Below are 14,896 nucleotides of genomic sequence, written 5' to 3' on the forward strand. Positions count from 1 at the left end.
GCGCTGAGCTCGGTTTTTTGTCTCTGGGATTTGTTTTCTCCTAGACTCATCTTTATACGCAGCAGAACAATCTGTCCTAAGTAGGCTGAGTTATTCAAGTAATGCCTTTTGGGTAGGATTAAGTTATCATCTGTCGCACGAAATTTTGGTTAGATGTACGGAACTATGCTAAAAGTCGCGATAAACGGATTTGGAAGAATAGGGCGTAATGTATTACGCGCTGTTTATGAAAGTGGCAAAAGCCAACAAATCAAAGTAGTAGCTGTCAATGAGCTTGCTCAGCCTGACGCTATGGCTCACCTATTGCAGTACGACACCAGTCACGGCCGCTTCGGTAAGAAGATCTCCAACGACCAAGAGCACATCTATGTCCATCACGGCATTGGTGCGGAAGATAAAGGTGACTTCGACACAATTCGTATCTTGCACCTTGCTGATATTGAGTTGTTGCCTTGGCGTGATCTAGAGGTGGATATTGTACTCGACTGTACCGGTGTTTACGGTTGCCGAGCTGACGGTCTAGCGCACATAGCTGCTGGGGCGAAAAAGGTACTGTTTTCACATCCTGGTGCTAATGATCTTGATAACACCATTATCTATGGTGTGAATCACGATACCATCGAAGCTGACCATCGAATCGTTTCCAACGGTTCATGCACCACCAACTGTATTGTTCCTATCATTAAGGTTCTTGATGACGCCTTTGGCATCGAGTCCGGTACCATTACAACGATTCACTCTTCAATGAATGATCAGCAAGTGATCGACGCGTACCACAGCGACCTTCGCCGTACTCGAGCTGCGAGCCAATCCATCATTCCTGTCGATACCAAATTGCATAAAGGTATTGAAAGAATCTTCCCGAAATTTTCTAACAAGTTCGAAGCGATATCTGTGCGTGTGCCAACGGTAAACGTAACAGCGATGGATTTAAGTGTCACAATTAATACAAATGTGAAAGTTAATGACGTAAATCAAACCATTGTTAATGCGTCCCAGTGTACATTACACAATATAGTTGACTATACTGAAGCGCCGCTCGTTTCCATCGACTTTAATCACGATCCCCATAGCGCAATCGTTGATGGTTCACAAACTCGAGTGAGCAACGGCCACTTAGTGAAAATGCTAGTGTGGTGTGACAATGAATGGGGCTTTGCGAACCGAATGCTGGATACGGTTCTTGCAATGCAAGCTTCTGAAGGCAAGAAGTAAGACCTAGAAGCAAATGTGTGGATTATTTATTTTTTAGCTTGAAATAAATATTAAGTGTCCACATATTAGTAGTGAAAGAATTACCAGTTGAATAATTTATAGGCTTAGCAGGGTTGCTGAGTTTCCAAAACTTTATATTTATTTAAATTTGAGAGGACAAATCATGTCTGTGATCAAGATGACTGACCTGGAACTTGCAGGTAAACGCGTATTTATCCGTGCTGACCTAAACGTACCAGTAAAAGACGGTAAAGTAACTTCAGATGCACGTATCCTAGCATCTCTACCAACTATCAAACTTTGCCTAGAAGCTGGCGCAAAAGTTATGGTTACTTCTCACCTTGGTCGTCCTACTGAAGGCGAATACAACGAAGAGTTCTCTCTAGCTCCTGTGGTTAACTACCTAAACGACGCACTAGACTGCGACGTTAAGCTAGCGAAAGATTACGTAAACGGCCTAGAGCTAAACGCTGGTGAACTAGTTGTTCTTGAAAACGTTCGCTTTAACAAAGGCGAGAAGAAGAACGAAGAAGCACTTTCTAAGCAATACGCTGCACTATGTGACATCTTCGTGATGGACGCATTCGGTACAGCTCACCGTGCTCAAGCTTCTACACACGGCGTTGGTACTTACGCTCCTGTAGCATGTGCTGGCCCTCTTCTAGCTGCTGAGCTTGAAGCTCTTGGTAAAGCAATGGACAACCCAGCTCGCCCACTAGTGGCTATCGTTGGTGGTTCTAAGGTTTCTACTAAACTAACAGTTCTAGAATCTCTTTCTAAAATTGCTGACCAGCTTGTTGTTGGTGGTGGTATCGCGAACACATTCATCGCTGCTGAAGGCCACAACGTAGGTAAGTCTCTGTACGAAGCTGACCTAGTTGAAACGGCTCAAAAGCTAATGAAAGAGTGTGCTATCCCAGTAGCGACTGACGTTGCATGTGCTAAAGCATTTGACGAAAACGCAGAAGCTGAAATCAAGCACGTTTCTGAAGTTCAAGACGACGACATGATCTTCGACCTTGGCCCAGATTCAACTGCAGCACTAGCTGAAATCATCGGCAATGCAAAAACTATCCTTTGGAACGGCCCTGTAGGCGTATTCGAATTCAAAAACTTCGAAGCGGGTACAGCGGGTATCTCTAAAGCAATCGCTGAGTCTGCAGGTTTCTCTGTAGCAGGTGGTGGTGACACGCTAGCAGCTATCGACAAGTTCGGTATCAAAGCTGACGTTTCTTACATCTCTACTGGCGGCGGCGCTTTCCTTGAGTTCGTTGAAGGTAAAGTACTTCCTGCAGTAGCAATGCTTGAAGAGCGTGCTAAAGCATAATTGATTTAGAAAGGCGAGATGCGAATCTCGCCTTTTAACGTTTGCTGAATATCACACTTTTTTGCTAGAATGGCATAAGTTGTGAGCAAACGATTGCAAGTTTTTGAACTTAAGTTTTTTAATCTTAAAACGATAGAATAAATAGGACTATTTCCATGTCTAAGATCTTCGATTTTGTAAAACCTGGTGTGATTTCTGGCGATGACGTACAGAAAGTATTTGAAGTAGCAAAAGAAAACAAATTTGCTCTTCCTGCTGTAAACGTTGTTGGTACTGACTCTGTAAACGCAGTACTAGAAGCTGCTGCTAAAGTTAAAGCTCCAGTAGTTGTTCAGTTCTCTAACGGTGGCGCTGCATTCTTCGCAGGTAAAGGCGTTAAACTTGAAGGTCAAGGCGCACAAGTTCTTGGCGCTGTAGCTGGTGCAAAATACGTACATGCTGTAGCTGAAGCTTACGGTGTTCCAGTTATTCTACACACTGACCACGCTGCTAAGAAACTTCTTCCATGGATCGACGGTCTACTAGACGCTGGTGAAGAGTTCTTCGCACAAACTGGTAAGCCTCTATTCTCTTCTCACATGCTAGACCTTTCTGAAGAGTCTCTAGAAGAGAACATCGAAACATGTGCTAAGTACCTAGAGCGCATGGCTAAAATGAACATGACAATCGAGATCGAACTTGGTTGTACTGGTGGTGAAGAAGACGGCGTAGATAACTCTGATATGGACGCATCTGAGCTTTACACTTCTCCAGAAGACGTAGCATACGCATACGAGAAACTAATGGCTGTTAGCCCACGTTTCACTATCGCTGCTTCTTTCGGTAACGTACACGGTGTTTACCAAGCTGGTAACGTTGTACTTACTCCAACTATCCTACGTGATTCTCAAGCATACTGTGCAGAGAAGTTCGGTATCGCACCTAACGCTCTAAACTTCGTATTCCACGGTGGTTCTGGTTCTTCTGAAGCAGAAATCCAAGAGTCTATCGGCTACGGTGTTATCAAAATGAACATCGATACTGATACACAGTGGGCAACTTGGGACGGTATCCGTCAGTACTCTGCTGACAACTTCGATTTCCTACAAGGTCAAATTGGCAACCCAACTGGCGAAGCTGCTCCAAACAAGAAGTACTACGATCCACGCGTATGGCTACGTGCTGGTCAAGCTTCAATGGTTGCTCGTCTAGAGAAAGCATTTGCTGACCTTAACGCTGTAGACGTACTATAATTCTTTGAATTAAGTACTCTTTAAGTTTTAAAAACCCGCTCATTGAGCGGGTTTTTTTATGTCTGATAAAAACTTGTATTAATTATGTGAAAAACCTAGCGTGCGGTGAATAAATTTCGTAGTCTTTTAGTTATCGGTATTTGTGTTTATCGGTAAGTTTTAATAATTCAAAAGCTTACATAAATATGACTTTGCAATCTATCAAAGATAGGATATCGTGCCGAAAAACTGAACTTGGTTTAGTTTATAAAAAGGACTTGGCTTTAATTTACTTTTAACACAATGACTTAACGGTAATTGAACTGTTTCTTATATTGCAGGGTAAATTAGGCTTAAGGCAGTTTAGCCCATAGCATATTATATAGAGGATGCACATTATGGCTGATAGTTCGACAGTAATTGAAACTCCGCTTGTGGATGGTTTATCTCAAGCTGAGCAGTGGTTAACAAATAATTCAGATCTATTTATCCAATATGGCGTAAATATTATTTCAGCACTGATAATTTTATTTATTGGTAACCTAATTGTTAAAGCTGTAGCGAATAGCGTGGCTAAGGTTCTTCAGAAGAAGAAGATGGACCGAGCGGTTGTGGAATTTATTCACGGTTTAGTTCGTTACTTATTGTTTGTTATTGTTTTAATTGCTGCACTTGGTCGTTTAGGCGTTCAAACGGCATCTGTAGTTGCTGTTATTGGTGCGGCTGGTTTAGCCGTTGGTCTTGCACTGCAAGGCTCACTATCTAACTTTGCTGCTGGTGTACTTATTGTTGCATTCCGTCCATTCAAGTCTGGTGACTACGTGGAAATCGGTGGTGTGGCGGGTTCAGTTGATTCAATTCAAATCTTCCAAACTGTTCTAACAACACCTGATAACAAAATGGTTGTGGTACCAAACGGCAGCGTTATCGGCAGCCCAATCACGAACTACTCTCGTCATGACACGCGTCGTATCGACCTAATGATCGGTGTTTCTTATGGTGCTGATCTACAAAAGACCAAAGAACTACTGACTAAGATCTGTGAATCTGATGAGCGCGTGTTGAAAGAACCAGGCGTTCAAGTAGGTGTTCACACCCTTGCTGACTCTTCAGTTAACTTCGTGGTTCGCCCATGGGTTAGCACTGCAGAGTACTGGAATGTTTACTTCGACTTAATGCAAGCAATCAAAGAAGGCTTGGATAAAGAGGGTATCGAAATTCCATTCCCACAAATGGATGTTCACATGAACAAAGTTGAGGGCTAATAAAGCTTCGACAAGTTGAATAAAAAGGCGGATAACTTAGGTTATCCGCCTTTTTTCTTGGAGCTATATTTTCAGATTATTTCTACCAATACTGCTCAATAAGTCCATTGGCGAGTACCGCTGCGATAGCAAACATCATAGTTGCTACTGCGATATCAATGCCTTTCTTAACATTCGGTTTAGATAGTGTTGGGCCTAGCTTTGCTGCGCCCAATGACAAAGAATAAAACCAGACGAACGAAGCTAAGATGGTCCCGATAGCAAACGCAATTCTGTCGTTACCTTCAAACTGCCCGCCAATCGATCCAAGAATCACCACGGTATCCAAATAGAGGTGAGGGTTTAATACTGTAACCGCCAATGCACCCAAAATAACGGTGCGCTTACCGCGAGCCAGTATCTCTCCTTTCGACTCCTCGCTTGAGGGTGCTTTAAAGGCACTGCGCAGTGATAACAAACCATACACGGTTAGAAAAGCGATGCCGCCTAACGTCACTGAGGTGAGTAGCAATTCATTTTGCGACAGAATCGCACCGCCACCAAAGATACCCAATGAGATAAACAGGGTATCGAGCAGGCTACAGATTGTCGCGGTGGTTAAATGGTGGTTGCGCTTTATCCCTTGATTTAGGACGTACGCATTCTGAGCGCCAATAGGGATAATCATGCTTGCCCCTAGACCAAAACCTTGTAATAAAACCCAAAAACTCATTTTAACCTCCACTTATTTAACGATATTTACGTGCTATATGGCGAAGATACTCCGCCCCTTTAAATAAGTATAATTAATGATTTTAATCTATTATTAGAGTTGCTAATGTGGTGGTGAGATAGCTTAAAAAGGAAGCAAATTGATGCGCGGATTGGATTATAAATGGATAGAAGCACTGGATGCCGTAGTAAAACAACGTGGCTTCGAAAGGGCTGCTGAGCAGTTATATATATCCCAGTCGGCGATATCTCAGCGCATCAAACAGCTGGAAAAGTGGTTGGCTCAGCCTGCCTTAGTGAGAGAAAGCCCGCCTAGGCCAACGCCTGCGGGTAAAAAATTACTGGGCTTATATCGTCGTGTTCGGTTGTTAGAGCACGAACTTGTACCTGAGTTGATGAATGAAGAAGGAACTCAGCCACTATCTATATCCATAGCCACCAACGCTGATAGTTTGGCGACATGGCTGCTACCGGCTTTGTCGGATGTGATGAAATCTCGCCAAGTCGAGTTGAACCTCGCGATTCATGGTGAGTCGAGAACCATTGAAAAGATAAAAAGTGGCGAGGTGGCAGGTGCAATCAGTTTGGAGTCTCAAGCGATTCCAGGCTGCAGTGCCGACTATCTTGGTAGGATGGATTATGTGTGTGTGGCTAGCCCTGATTTTCATCAGCGTTACTTTGCAGAGGGCGTAAACTACGCCACTTTAAGCAAAGCGCCTGCGGTTTCCTATGATCAATACGATGATCTGCATAAGAAGTTTCTGCATGATCATTTTAACGTACCGAGAGACAGTGTGATCAATCATACAGTCGGCAGTTCAGAAGCATTCGTGCGCTTAGCATTATCGGGGGTTGCCTACTGTCTGATTCCTCGATTACAGATCATCGACGAGCTAGAGTCTGGTGCTCTGATTGATATTACCCCTGGCTTTCTGCTGTCTTATCGCATCTATTGGCACCATTGGCAGCTCGAAAGTGGGATGTTAAAAGAGGTATCCCAAGCGATATTAAGTTTTGCTCACAATCACTTACCTCAGTAAGCTGTTGGTTTTTTCAGCGTCAAAGTTCTGTTAGAAGTGCGTGCTCTGGATTGGCTAAACGATAAATTGCTCTATGATGAAAGTACATTTGTTTAGCATAGGTCATACCTAATGAAGCTTGTACCAAAGATGTTAGCAACGTCTCTTACTCTTACTGCGGCGTTGAGTGCTGTGAGTTTTCCATCATTGGCAGACTCTCCATCCTTTCCGCATATTTCAACGACAGGCTATGGTGAAGTGATCGCGACACCAGATATGGCGACATTTTCTGTGAGAGTCGTGGAATCGACGATGACCGCTGAACAGGCTAAAAATACTGTTGATAAAGTGGTAACGGGCTTTCTAAATAAGCTGCACCAAGCGGGTGTCGATGAGGCGAGTGTACACAGCTCGAACCTGTATTTATCTCCTCAATACCACTATCCAAAAGATGGTAAACCGGAACTGGTTGGCTACCGCGCCTCGCGTAATGTGACCGTTCAAGTGAATGAACTCGCCAATCTAAACGAGTATATGGATATTGCTATCGGCCAGGGCATTAATCAGATCGATAACATCCAGCTTCAAGTTCGCGACCAAGCTAAGTATCAAGAGCAGGCGCGCTTAGAAGCCATTAAAGATGCGACATCAAAAGCTAAATCATTAGCGAGTGGTTTTGAGCGTGAACTAGGTGATGTATGGCGCGTGGACTATAACGCACAATCTTCTCAGCCAGTGCTCATGCGTTCAATGGCGATGGATGCAAGAACAGAATCGAACTCTTATGAAGACTCAACGATCACCATTCGTGATCGCGTAAATGTGATCTATCAGATCGAAGAGTAATAACAAGGCTACAGTAGGTTTTGGATCATGATGATCTAATTACCTACGATAGGCCAAATACTAAAAAGGCTCTCATTATGAGAGCCTTTTTTATGTATATAGACTTCGATACTTAGTGAAGTAGACGAGCGCGGATTGTGCCTTCGATCTCTTTCAATTTAAGTAGCGCTTCTTCAGAACGGTCGGCTTCTACATCAATAACTACATAACCCATATCAGCCGCAGTCTGTAGGTACTGACCCGCGATGTTGATCCCTTCTTCAGCGAAGATGGTGTTGATCTGAGTTAGGATACCTGGGCGGTTTTCGTGGATGTGTAATAAACGAGACGTGCCAGTATGCAGTGGTAGTGATACCTCTGGGAAGTTAACACTTGATAGTGTAGAGCCGTTATCAGAGTATTTTGCTAATTTTCCAGCAACTTCAACACCAATGTTCTCTTGTGCTTCTTGAGTTGAACCACCCACGTGAGGCGTTAGGATCACGTTATCGAACTGCATTAATGGCGACTCAAACGGGTCTGCATTGGTTTTGGGTTCTGTTGGAAAAACGTCAATAGCCGCACCAGCAAGGTGACCAGACTCCAGAGCGCCACACAGAGCAGGAATATCGACTACCGTGCCACGAGCTGCGTTGATAAAGATAGAACCAGGCTTCATGCGCTCGAATTCTTCCTTACCCATCATGTCTTTTGTTTCGTTGGTTTCAGGGACGTGCAAAGAGATTACGTCACACTTGTTCAGCAGTTCCGTCATGGTATGAACTTGCGTAGCGTTACCCAAAGACAGTTTGTTTTCAATGTCGTAGAAGTAAACGCGCATACCAAGGTTTTCCGCAATAATACCCAGCTGAGTACCGATATGACCGTAACCTATAATACCCAAACGCTTACCACGAGCTTCGTAAGAGTTGTCTGCACTCTTTTTCCAGATACCACGGTGAGCAAGGGCGTTCTTTTCTGGAATGCCACGTAGTAGTAATAAAATCTGACCAAGAACGAGCTCAGCAACGCTTCGAGTGTTTGAGAACGGTGCGTTGAACACGGGGATACCGCGTTTTGCTGCTGCTTGAAGGTTGACTTGGTTAGTACCAATACAGAAACAACCAACAGCAACCAGTTTTTCAGCTGCATCAATAACTTCTTGGGAGATGTTAGTGCGAGAACGAATACCGATGAAGTGAGCATCTTTAACTGCTTCAAGAAGTTCATCTTCCGGTAGCGAGCCTTTGTGGTACTCAATGTTTGTGTAACCAGCGGCTTGCAGTACTTCTACAGAAGAAGGGTGAAGACCTTCTAGAAGTAGAATTTTTATTTTTTCTTTTTCCAGTGAAACTTTGGCCATTGTTCTCGTCCTTAAAATGGAAAGGTTGGGCAAATGCGGCGCACGTGCTACAAAATGGCTGAAAGGGGAACAAATTCACCACTTTGTTAGGAGACAAACGTTTTCCCTGTGCGTCTTCTGAACAATAAAGTAACAAAAAAAAAATGTTTTGGGTAAGAAAATTACGGAATAAGACATAATTTTACAGCAATAAAGCAAAAAAAACGGCGCCCTAGGGCACCGTATGTAATGAAGTAACAGAAAAACTCAATCTTCCATTATTTATTCTTCGATTTTTGCACCTTCAGGCGTGCCAGTGATAACCACATCAGCGCCACGGTGAGCGAACAGACCAACCGTTACCACACCAGCAATACCATTGATGATATCTTCTAGTTGTTTCGGGTTTTCGATCGCCATGCCGTACACATCTAGGATCACGTTGCCGTTATCTGTTGTGCAGCCTTCGCGGTAAACTGGATCACCACCAAGCTTAACCAATTCACGAGCAACGTACGAGCGTGCCATTGGGATTACTTCAACCGGTAGTGGGAATTTACCCAACACATCAACGGCTTTAGTACCGTCAACAATACACACAAACTTATCAGAGATAGCCGCTACGATTTTTTCACGAGTCAAAGCAGCGCCACCGCCTTTGATCATATCGCGTGAAGCGTTAATTTCGTCTGCGCCATCAACATAGATGTCTAATTTGAATACGTCGTTGCACTCAAATACTTTGATTTCTAGTGCTTCTAGTTTTTCAGTAGAGGCTACAGAGCTTGAAACCGCACCTTTGATTTTGTCTTTCATTGTGCCAAGTGCGTCGATGAAGTGATTTACTGTTGAGCCAGTACCTACACCTACAATGCTGCCTTCTTCAACATATTGAAGTGCTGCCCAGCCAGCTGCTTTTTTCATTTCATCTTGAGTCATGCCATTCTCCTGAATAAGGTCTTGCGCTTTGAATTAATCGTTCGCGTATTGAAGTTAACGTTTGGTATCGAGGTTAACGTTTGCGGCGCGATTATAGCGCTTTAATGGTTGTTTTCCCATTGCCAAGTTTTACTCGGAGTCACGATTTTAGGTAACGGAATGTCCCAACCTTCAATTGGTAAGCGATCGACATGTTGGCAATCGTGAGCAAGGCCAATAGGTGTTGCGCCATTGCCCGTCTCGAACCACTTCGCCAAGGTGCGATCGTAATATCCGCCGCCCATGCCTAAGCGATGCCCTTGAGAGTCAAAGCCGACAAGGGGCGTAAGAATAAGGTCGAGTTGCTGGCAAGGTTTAACCAGCATCTGATTGAGCTGAGGTTCGACAATACCGTATTTATTCAAGACCGTCGGTGTTGTTGGCGAGTAGTGCAGAAACAGCAAGTGTCCGGCAGAGAAGGGGTGCAATACTGGTAAATAAGTTTGCTTACCTTGCGCCCATAACCATTCGATTAAAGGCTGGGTATCGAGTTCGCCATCAATGGAAATATAAAGAGCGATATGCTGAGCAGACTGAATCTCATTGAGTTGAGAACACTGCTTAACTAAGTCTATACCGGATTGAGTTTGTTGGTCGCCAGATAAGGCATTGCGCTTGATACGGATCTGTTTGCGAAATTCGCTGCGTGTGAGCGTCTTCATAAGAAGGGATACCCCAAAGTGCCGTTGAGAATAGATGGCCCTTGAACCAGCGAGTTCAAGGCGGATCAGCAATGATTACCGTAGGCTTCTCGGCGGACCGAGCATGCTCAATAGCACTCAAGTACTAACCCTTAGGGATTGCTTATCGGCTCGGGGACGTGAATCCTCTGACAAACACTCCAGGGTAAATTTTGTGTACGCTATTGCTGTCCGTGCTTAACTTTACTGAGGACATCTGAAAGTGATGTCGTGAGCTGTTCCATTCGCTCGGTCAGTGCGTTTTGTTCGTCGTTTGCTTCAAACTTCTTGGTTTGTAGCTCATAACAAATATTCAGAGCTGCGATCGTTAGCAGCTTCACTTCATTGGTTACCTTAGTACGTTCAGCCATCTCTTTCAATCGATTATCAAGATCGGCCGCCGCTGCAATCAATGACTCTTCTTGCCCTGGTGGACAATTCACTCGAGTCAGTTTTCCTAATATTTCAACGTCTACCGCTTGATTACTCATGATGGATGAACTCTTTAACGCGCTATTTTAAGGCTGTTGCCCTTCGCCATTTTTTGAGAAAGAAAAAGTGCAAGTACCGATGAGGAAGCAATCTCCTCTGAGGGAGAAACTATAGGTAAACCGCTATTAAGATTCAAGCTTTTCAGAGTGACTGTTTGTAAATGAGAGCTTGAGCACACAGTAATTCAGCAAATTGAACAATTGATAGTCAGTCATCCTTCAATTGCTGGGGATCGATGCTTACCAGAATTGGGGTGAAGTGGTACGATTATACTATCGATATAAAGAATAACTGAGCGAGCTATCTGATGAGCGAAACTACTTTACCTGACTACCTAACGGTTGCGACTGAACTTCAATCGGCAAGTCTAGCCGTAACCCCTGCTGAGATGCATGGTTTATTAACGGGTATGTTAAGCGGAGGCTTAAACCTTGCAGATAAAAGCTGGCAACCACTGATCTTCGATTACACCAATGAAGGCATGGGCTGGCCAGATCGCGCGCTAACGCTAGCGGAAGCAACATTGAAAGTTACAACCAGTGAAATCACAGGCTCAGGTATGGAACTGTCTATGTTACTGCCGGATGAAGATGCAAGCGCGAGCGTGTTTGATCTTGCTGATGGTGTGTCTGATTGGATTAACCATTTCATTTCTGGTTTGGGGCTTGTTGGGGCTCAATTGAACAAAGCGTCTGAAGGCACCAAAGAAGCGTTGGCGGATCTTGAAGAGATGGCGAAGCTAGGCATTGATGAAGAAGATGATCTGGAAGAGCAAGCACAACTTCTAGAACACGTTATTGAGCACGTAAAAGCGTGTGCACTAACGATTCATGCTGAATTCGGTGCACGCCCATCTGAAGATGCGGCGCCAACCATTCATTAATTAGTTGGCCGGTTTGAGGTTATGATGGCTCAGTATGATGTTGTAATTGCTGGTGGCGCAATGGCAGGGGCAACCTTAGCCCTTGCTTTGAATCACCTAAGCCAAGGTTCATTGTCGATTGCGGTAGTGGAGCCTTATCAGGTTGATCATCAAGCTCATCCAGGGTTTGATTCTCGTTCGATTGCTTTGTCCTATGGCACGGTGCAGATCCTGGATTCTTTGCAGTTGTGGCAATCTATCGCTCCAGTAGCGACCCCGATTAAAGATATCCATGTTTCGGATAGAGGACATGCCGGAATGACAGACATCTACAGTGAAGAGCTTGCTGTAGATGCGCTTGGCTACGTGGTCGAGTTAGCCGATGTGGGGCGAATCTATCAACAGAAACTTGAATCAGAAGCGGCAATTACCATGCTTTGCCCTGAGTCTGTCAGTAAAGTTGAACGTGAAGAAGCGTTGACGACGATTGAACTGACAAGTGGGCAAACCATAACGACTAAGTTATTGGTTGCAGCTGATGGTGCAATCTCAACCTGTTGCCAACAGCTCAATATCTCATTGAGTGAGCACGACTTTGAGCAAGTTGCTGTGATTGCCAATATCGTGGCGAGTGAACCTCACCAAGGTCGCGCATTTGAGCGTTTTACTCACCATGGGCCAGTTGCTCTATTACCGATGAGTGACAACCGTTTATCGCTGGTTTGGTGTTTGACACCAGAGCAAGCACAAAAAGTGATGACGCTAAACGACAACGAATTTCTTGAGCAGCTGCAGAACGATTTTGGCTGGCGATTGGGTCGACTAGAGAAAGTCGGCAAGCGTGCTAGTTACCCACTGATTCTTCGTCATCGACAGCAAAATATCTCTCATCGATTTGCTATTGTTGGCAATGCCGCTCAAACGCTCCACCCAATTGCGGGGCAAGGCTTTAACCTTGGTATCCGAGATGTGGCTTCCTTGGCAGAAGAGTTATGTCACCAGTTGGATGATGTGGGTCGTTACAATGGTCTTGTTAACTTTAGAAAGCGTAGAGAACAAGACAGAGACGCAACGATCACGCTGACTTCAAGCTTAGTTCATCTGTTCTCAAACGATTTTATGACCGCTCGCATTGGGCGTAATCTTGGGTTAGCCGTAATAGATAACCTTCCACCACTTAAAGGTCCACTTTTGCGTCATACGCTTGGCCTAGTAGAAAGATAAGGTAATAAATAATGATGCAAAGTGTTGATATCGCGATTGTTGGTGGTGGCATGGTTGGCCTAGCGCTTGCTGCTGCCTTGAAAGACAGTGACCTAAGAATTGCTGTCATTGAAGGCAGAGCGCCTAGTGAAGGACTGAGCGAGCTGCCTGATGTACGCGTGTCTGCATTGAGTCGTTCTAGTGAAGTTATTCTTCGTAACCTAGGGGCATGGCAAGGCATTGAACAAAGACGAGCTGCACCATATCAAGCGATGGAAGTGTGGGAGCAAGACAGCTTCGCTCGTATTGAGTTTGACTCGACACGCTTGGCTCAGCCGAACTTGGGTCATATCGTTGAAAATCGTGTGATTCAATTAGCGCTGCTTGATCAGGTTAAGAAGCAAGACAATGTCAGCCTGTATATGCCCGCAACGTGTAAAACGATGGCGATTGGTGAAAGTGAAGCTTGGTTAACATTGGACAATGGTCAAGCTCTGACTGCTAAGCTGGTTGTTGGAGCTGATGGCGCAAACTCTTGGGTTCGTAAGCAGCAAGATATCCCATTAACACATTGGGATTACGGCCACAGTGCGATTGTCGCGAACATCAAAACCACAGAGCCGCACCACAGCGTTGCTCGTCAAATATTCACACCTCAAGGCCCATTGGCATTCCTACCAATGCAACCAAGCCACATGAGCTCGATTGTTTGGTCTACGGAGCCTAATCGTGCCGAGAAGCTTGTATCAATGTCAGATGCTGATTTTAATAAACAGCTAACGTCAGAGTTCGACTCAAAGCTCGGACTGTGCGAAGTGGTTGGTGAGCGTTTTGCCTTCCCACTACGCATGCGTTATGCGCGTGACTTTGCGGTAGAGCGTGTGGCTTTGGTTGGTGATGCTGCTCATACCATTCATCCATTAGCAGGGCAGGGCGTTAACCTTGGCTTATTAGACGCAGCAAGCTTAGCACAAGAGCTGTTAAAGCTATGGTCTGCGGGTGAGGACATTGGCACCAAGCGTAATCTTCGCGGCTACGAGCGCTGGAGAAAAGCAGAGGCTGCGAAGATGATAGCTTCAATGCAGGGCTTTAAAGATCTGTTTGAAGGCGATAACCCAGCTAAGAAGCTGATTCGTGGTATCGGTATGAAGCTTGCTGGCCAATTACCGGGTGCGAAAGATGAGATCATGAAGCGCGCACTGGGTTTGTCAGGTAATCTTCCTGACTTAGCTAAGCGACCAGTGACTCATAGATAGTGACATAGTGTTCTGGTGATTTATCGAATCATCATTGATACGAAAAAAGGGTTGGCATTATGCCAACCCTTTTTGTTTTTAATTCTGTAGGTAATCAGGTCATGCGTACGCGCAGCGCAGTTTCATGATTTCACTATTTATTTCTTTCACTGTTTGAAAGTGACGTTTTTCTGCTCGGTCTGGTAGCACTAGCTTACCGTTATCAAACTCAAATTTTCCTACGCCGTAAATGTAGATTCGTCCTTTGAAAAGTCGACTTACATGTTTAGCAATCATACTCGGTGTATAGCGCTTAAACAGTCTCATTCTTAATTATCCTTATATTTACCTAGCCTACATATTATAGAAAAACTCCGAGATAATAATTGTGATAAGCATGGAGTAATATGCAGTAGAGTTGACGTTAATTAGATATTTGTGCTGTTCTAAGCACTTTCTTCAGTAAATATCTATTTTTACGTGAGCTCCTCCCCAAAATAATACTGAGTAGTGAACTGCCGTGAACTTTCC

General features: G+C 44.5%; 15 protein-coding genes and 1 other RNA gene. 9 read left to right on the forward strand and 7 right to left on the reverse strand.

Annotated elements, in window-relative coordinates; translation table 11 throughout:
* Positions 1–165 precede the first annotated feature (165 nt).
* The 4 genes from epd to mscS all read left to right on the forward strand — a co-directional run bounded on the left by epd (position 166) and on the right by mscS (position 5,018).
* Positions 166–1,215, forward strand: coding sequence for an erythrose-4-phosphate dehydrogenase (gene epd, locus FTW16_RS07495; RefSeq protein WP_032545610.1), 1,050 nt, complete (start codon positions 166–168; stop codon positions 1,213–1,215).
* A gap of 163 nt (positions 1,216–1,378) precedes the next feature.
* Positions 1,379–2,542, forward strand: a complete 1,164-nt coding sequence (locus FTW16_RS07500; RefSeq protein WP_048659410.1) for a phosphoglycerate kinase — start codon at positions 1,379–1,381, stop codon at positions 2,540–2,542.
* 155 nt (positions 2,543–2,697) lie between these two features.
* Positions 2,698–3,774: a class II fructose-bisphosphate aldolase gene (gene fbaA, locus FTW16_RS07505; protein WP_010435694.1), complete on the forward strand. Its 1,077-nt coding sequence runs from the start codon at positions 2,698–2,700 to the stop codon at positions 3,772–3,774.
* 377 nt (positions 3,775–4,151) lie between these two features.
* Positions 4,152–5,018, forward strand: coding sequence for a small-conductance mechanosensitive channel MscS (gene mscS / locus FTW16_RS07510; RefSeq protein WP_146490594.1), 867 nt, complete (start codon positions 4,152–4,154; stop codon positions 5,016–5,018).
* Between the two features lie 82 nt (positions 5,019–5,100).
* Here the strand turns inward: mscS and FTW16_RS07515 are convergent, their stop codons facing one another.
* Complete coding sequence (locus FTW16_RS07515; RefSeq protein ID WP_146490595.1) at positions 5,101–5,730, reverse strand: LysE/ArgO family amino acid transporter; 630 nt, start codon at positions 5,728–5,730, stop codon at positions 5,101–5,103.
* 142 nt (positions 5,731–5,872) lie between these two features.
* Between FTW16_RS07515 and FTW16_RS07520 the strand changes: the two genes are divergently transcribed.
* Positions 5,873–6,769, forward strand: coding sequence for a LysR family transcriptional regulator ArgP (locus FTW16_RS07520; RefSeq protein WP_055319632.1), 897 nt, complete (start codon positions 5,873–5,875; stop codon positions 6,767–6,769).
* Positions 6,770–6,880: 111 nt separating this feature from the next.
* The gene (locus FTW16_RS07525) at positions 6,881–7,594 is read left to right on the forward strand and encodes an oxidative stress defense protein (protein ID WP_048611414.1); all 714 of its coding nucleotides are present in this window, start codon (positions 6,881–6,883) and stop codon (positions 7,592–7,594) included.
* 112 nt (positions 7,595–7,706) lie between these two features.
* Here the strand turns inward: FTW16_RS07525 and serA are convergent, their stop codons facing one another.
* From serA to zapA, 5 genes are all read right to left on the reverse strand, one after another.
* Positions 7,707–8,936 (reverse strand): phosphoglycerate dehydrogenase, encoded by a 1,230-nt coding sequence (gene serA, locus FTW16_RS07530; RefSeq protein ID WP_050646169.1) that lies wholly within the window; start codon positions 8,934–8,936, stop codon positions 7,707–7,709.
* A 261-nt stretch (positions 8,937–9,197) separates the two neighbouring features.
* Complete coding sequence (gene rpiA, locus FTW16_RS07535; protein WP_048605825.1) at positions 9,198–9,854, reverse strand: ribose-5-phosphate isomerase RpiA; 657 nt, start codon at positions 9,852–9,854, stop codon at positions 9,198–9,200.
* A 101-nt stretch (positions 9,855–9,955) separates the two neighbouring features.
* Positions 9,956–10,555 carry a 5-formyltetrahydrofolate cyclo-ligase gene (locus FTW16_RS07540; protein ID WP_123924172.1) on the reverse strand — a complete coding sequence of 200 codons (600 nt, stop codon included), beginning with the start codon at positions 10,553–10,555 and terminating at the stop codon, positions 9,956–9,958.
* A gap of 6 nt (positions 10,556–10,561) precedes the next feature.
* Positions 10,562–10,744, reverse strand: a non-coding RNA gene (gene ssrS / locus FTW16_RS07545) — 6S RNA.
* 11 nt (positions 10,745–10,755) lie between these two features.
* A complete protein-coding gene (gene zapA / locus FTW16_RS07550) occupies positions 10,756–11,064 on the reverse strand; it encodes a cell division protein ZapA (protein WP_004735366.1) in 309 nt (102 codons plus the stop codon).
* Positions 11,065–11,372: 308 nt separating this feature from the next.
* Between zapA and FTW16_RS07555 the strand changes: the two genes are divergently transcribed.
* Genes FTW16_RS07555 through FTW16_RS07565 form a run of 3 tightly spaced genes read left to right on the forward strand, consistent with a single transcriptional unit; the run spans position 11,373 to position 14,386 of the window.
* Positions 11,373–11,948, forward strand: coding sequence for a YecA family protein (locus FTW16_RS07555; protein WP_019826273.1), 576 nt, complete (start codon positions 11,373–11,375; stop codon positions 11,946–11,948).
* Between the two features lie 24 nt (positions 11,949–11,972).
* Positions 11,973–13,151 carry a 2-octaprenyl-6-methoxyphenyl hydroxylase gene (ubiH, locus tag FTW16_RS07560; RefSeq protein ID WP_123285263.1) on the forward strand — a complete coding sequence of 393 codons (1,179 nt, stop codon included), beginning with the start codon at positions 11,973–11,975 and terminating at the stop codon, positions 13,149–13,151.
* 11 nt (positions 13,152–13,162) lie between these two features.
* On the forward strand, positions 13,163–14,386 hold the full coding sequence (locus tag FTW16_RS07565) for an FAD-dependent 2-octaprenylphenol hydroxylase (protein ID WP_123285262.1): 1,224 nt from the start codon (positions 13,163–13,165) through the stop codon (positions 14,384–14,386).
* 99 nt (positions 14,387–14,485) lie between these two features.
* On the opposite strand, the gene FTW16_RS07570 is transcribed toward FTW16_RS07565, so the two are convergent.
* Positions 14,486–14,692, reverse strand: a complete 207-nt coding sequence (locus tag FTW16_RS07570) for a DUF1107 domain-containing protein (protein WP_009847660.1) — start codon at positions 14,690–14,692, stop codon at positions 14,486–14,488.
* Positions 14,693–14,896 lie beyond the last annotated feature (204 nt).

Source organism: Vibrio sp. T20 (genome assembly GCF_007858795.1).
In the GTDB taxonomy this organism is placed as follows: domain Bacteria; phylum Pseudomonadota; class Gammaproteobacteria; order Enterobacterales; family Vibrionaceae; genus Vibrio; species Vibrio satsumensis.

Bases quoted from the DNA above. Each gene is read 5' to 3' on its own strand.
- epd (WP_032545610.1), top strand. From the start codon at position 166: ATGCTAAAAGTCGCGATAAACGGATTTGGAAGAATAGGGCGTAATGTA.
- FTW16_RS07520 (WP_055319632.1), top strand. From the start codon at position 5,873: ATGCGCGGATTGGATTATAAATGGATAGAAGCACTGGATGCCGTAGTA.
- FTW16_RS07565 (WP_123285262.1), top strand. From the start codon at position 13,163: ATGATGCAAAGTGTTGATATCGCGATTGTTGGTGGTGGCATGGTTGGC.
- FTW16_RS07570 (WP_009847660.1), bottom strand. From the start codon at position 14,692: ATGAGACTGTTTAAGCGCTATACACCGAGTATGATTGCTAAACATGTA.
- FTW16_RS07555 (WP_019826273.1), top strand. From the start codon at position 11,373: ATGAGCGAAACTACTTTACCTGACTACCTAACGGTTGCGACTGAACTT.
- FTW16_RS07500 (WP_048659410.1), top strand. From the start codon at position 1,379: ATGTCTGTGATCAAGATGACTGACCTGGAACTTGCAGGTAAACGCGTA.
- serA (WP_050646169.1), bottom strand. From the start codon at position 8,936: ATGGCCAAAGTTTCACTGGAAAAAGAAAAAATAAAAATTCTACTTCTA.
- fbaA (WP_010435694.1), top strand. From the start codon at position 2,698: ATGTCTAAGATCTTCGATTTTGTAAAACCTGGTGTGATTTCTGGCGAT.
- ubiH (WP_123285263.1), top strand. From the start codon at position 11,973: ATGGCTCAGTATGATGTTGTAATTGCTGGTGGCGCAATGGCAGGGGCA.
- mscS (WP_146490594.1), top strand. From the start codon at position 4,152: ATGGCTGATAGTTCGACAGTAATTGAAACTCCGCTTGTGGATGGTTTA.
- rpiA (WP_048605825.1), bottom strand. From the start codon at position 9,854: ATGACTCAAGATGAAATGAAAAAAGCAGCTGGCTGGGCAGCACTTCAA.
- zapA (WP_004735366.1), bottom strand. From the start codon at position 11,064: ATGAGTAATCAAGCGGTAGACGTTGAAATATTAGGAAAACTGACTCGA.
- FTW16_RS07540 (WP_123924172.1), bottom strand. From the start codon at position 10,555: ATGAAGACGCTCACACGCAGCGAATTTCGCAAACAGATCCGTATCAAG.
- FTW16_RS07525 (WP_048611414.1), top strand. From the start codon at position 6,881: ATGAAGCTTGTACCAAAGATGTTAGCAACGTCTCTTACTCTTACTGCG.
- FTW16_RS07515 (WP_146490595.1), bottom strand. From the start codon at position 5,730: ATGAGTTTTTGGGTTTTATTACAAGGTTTTGGTCTAGGGGCAAGCATG.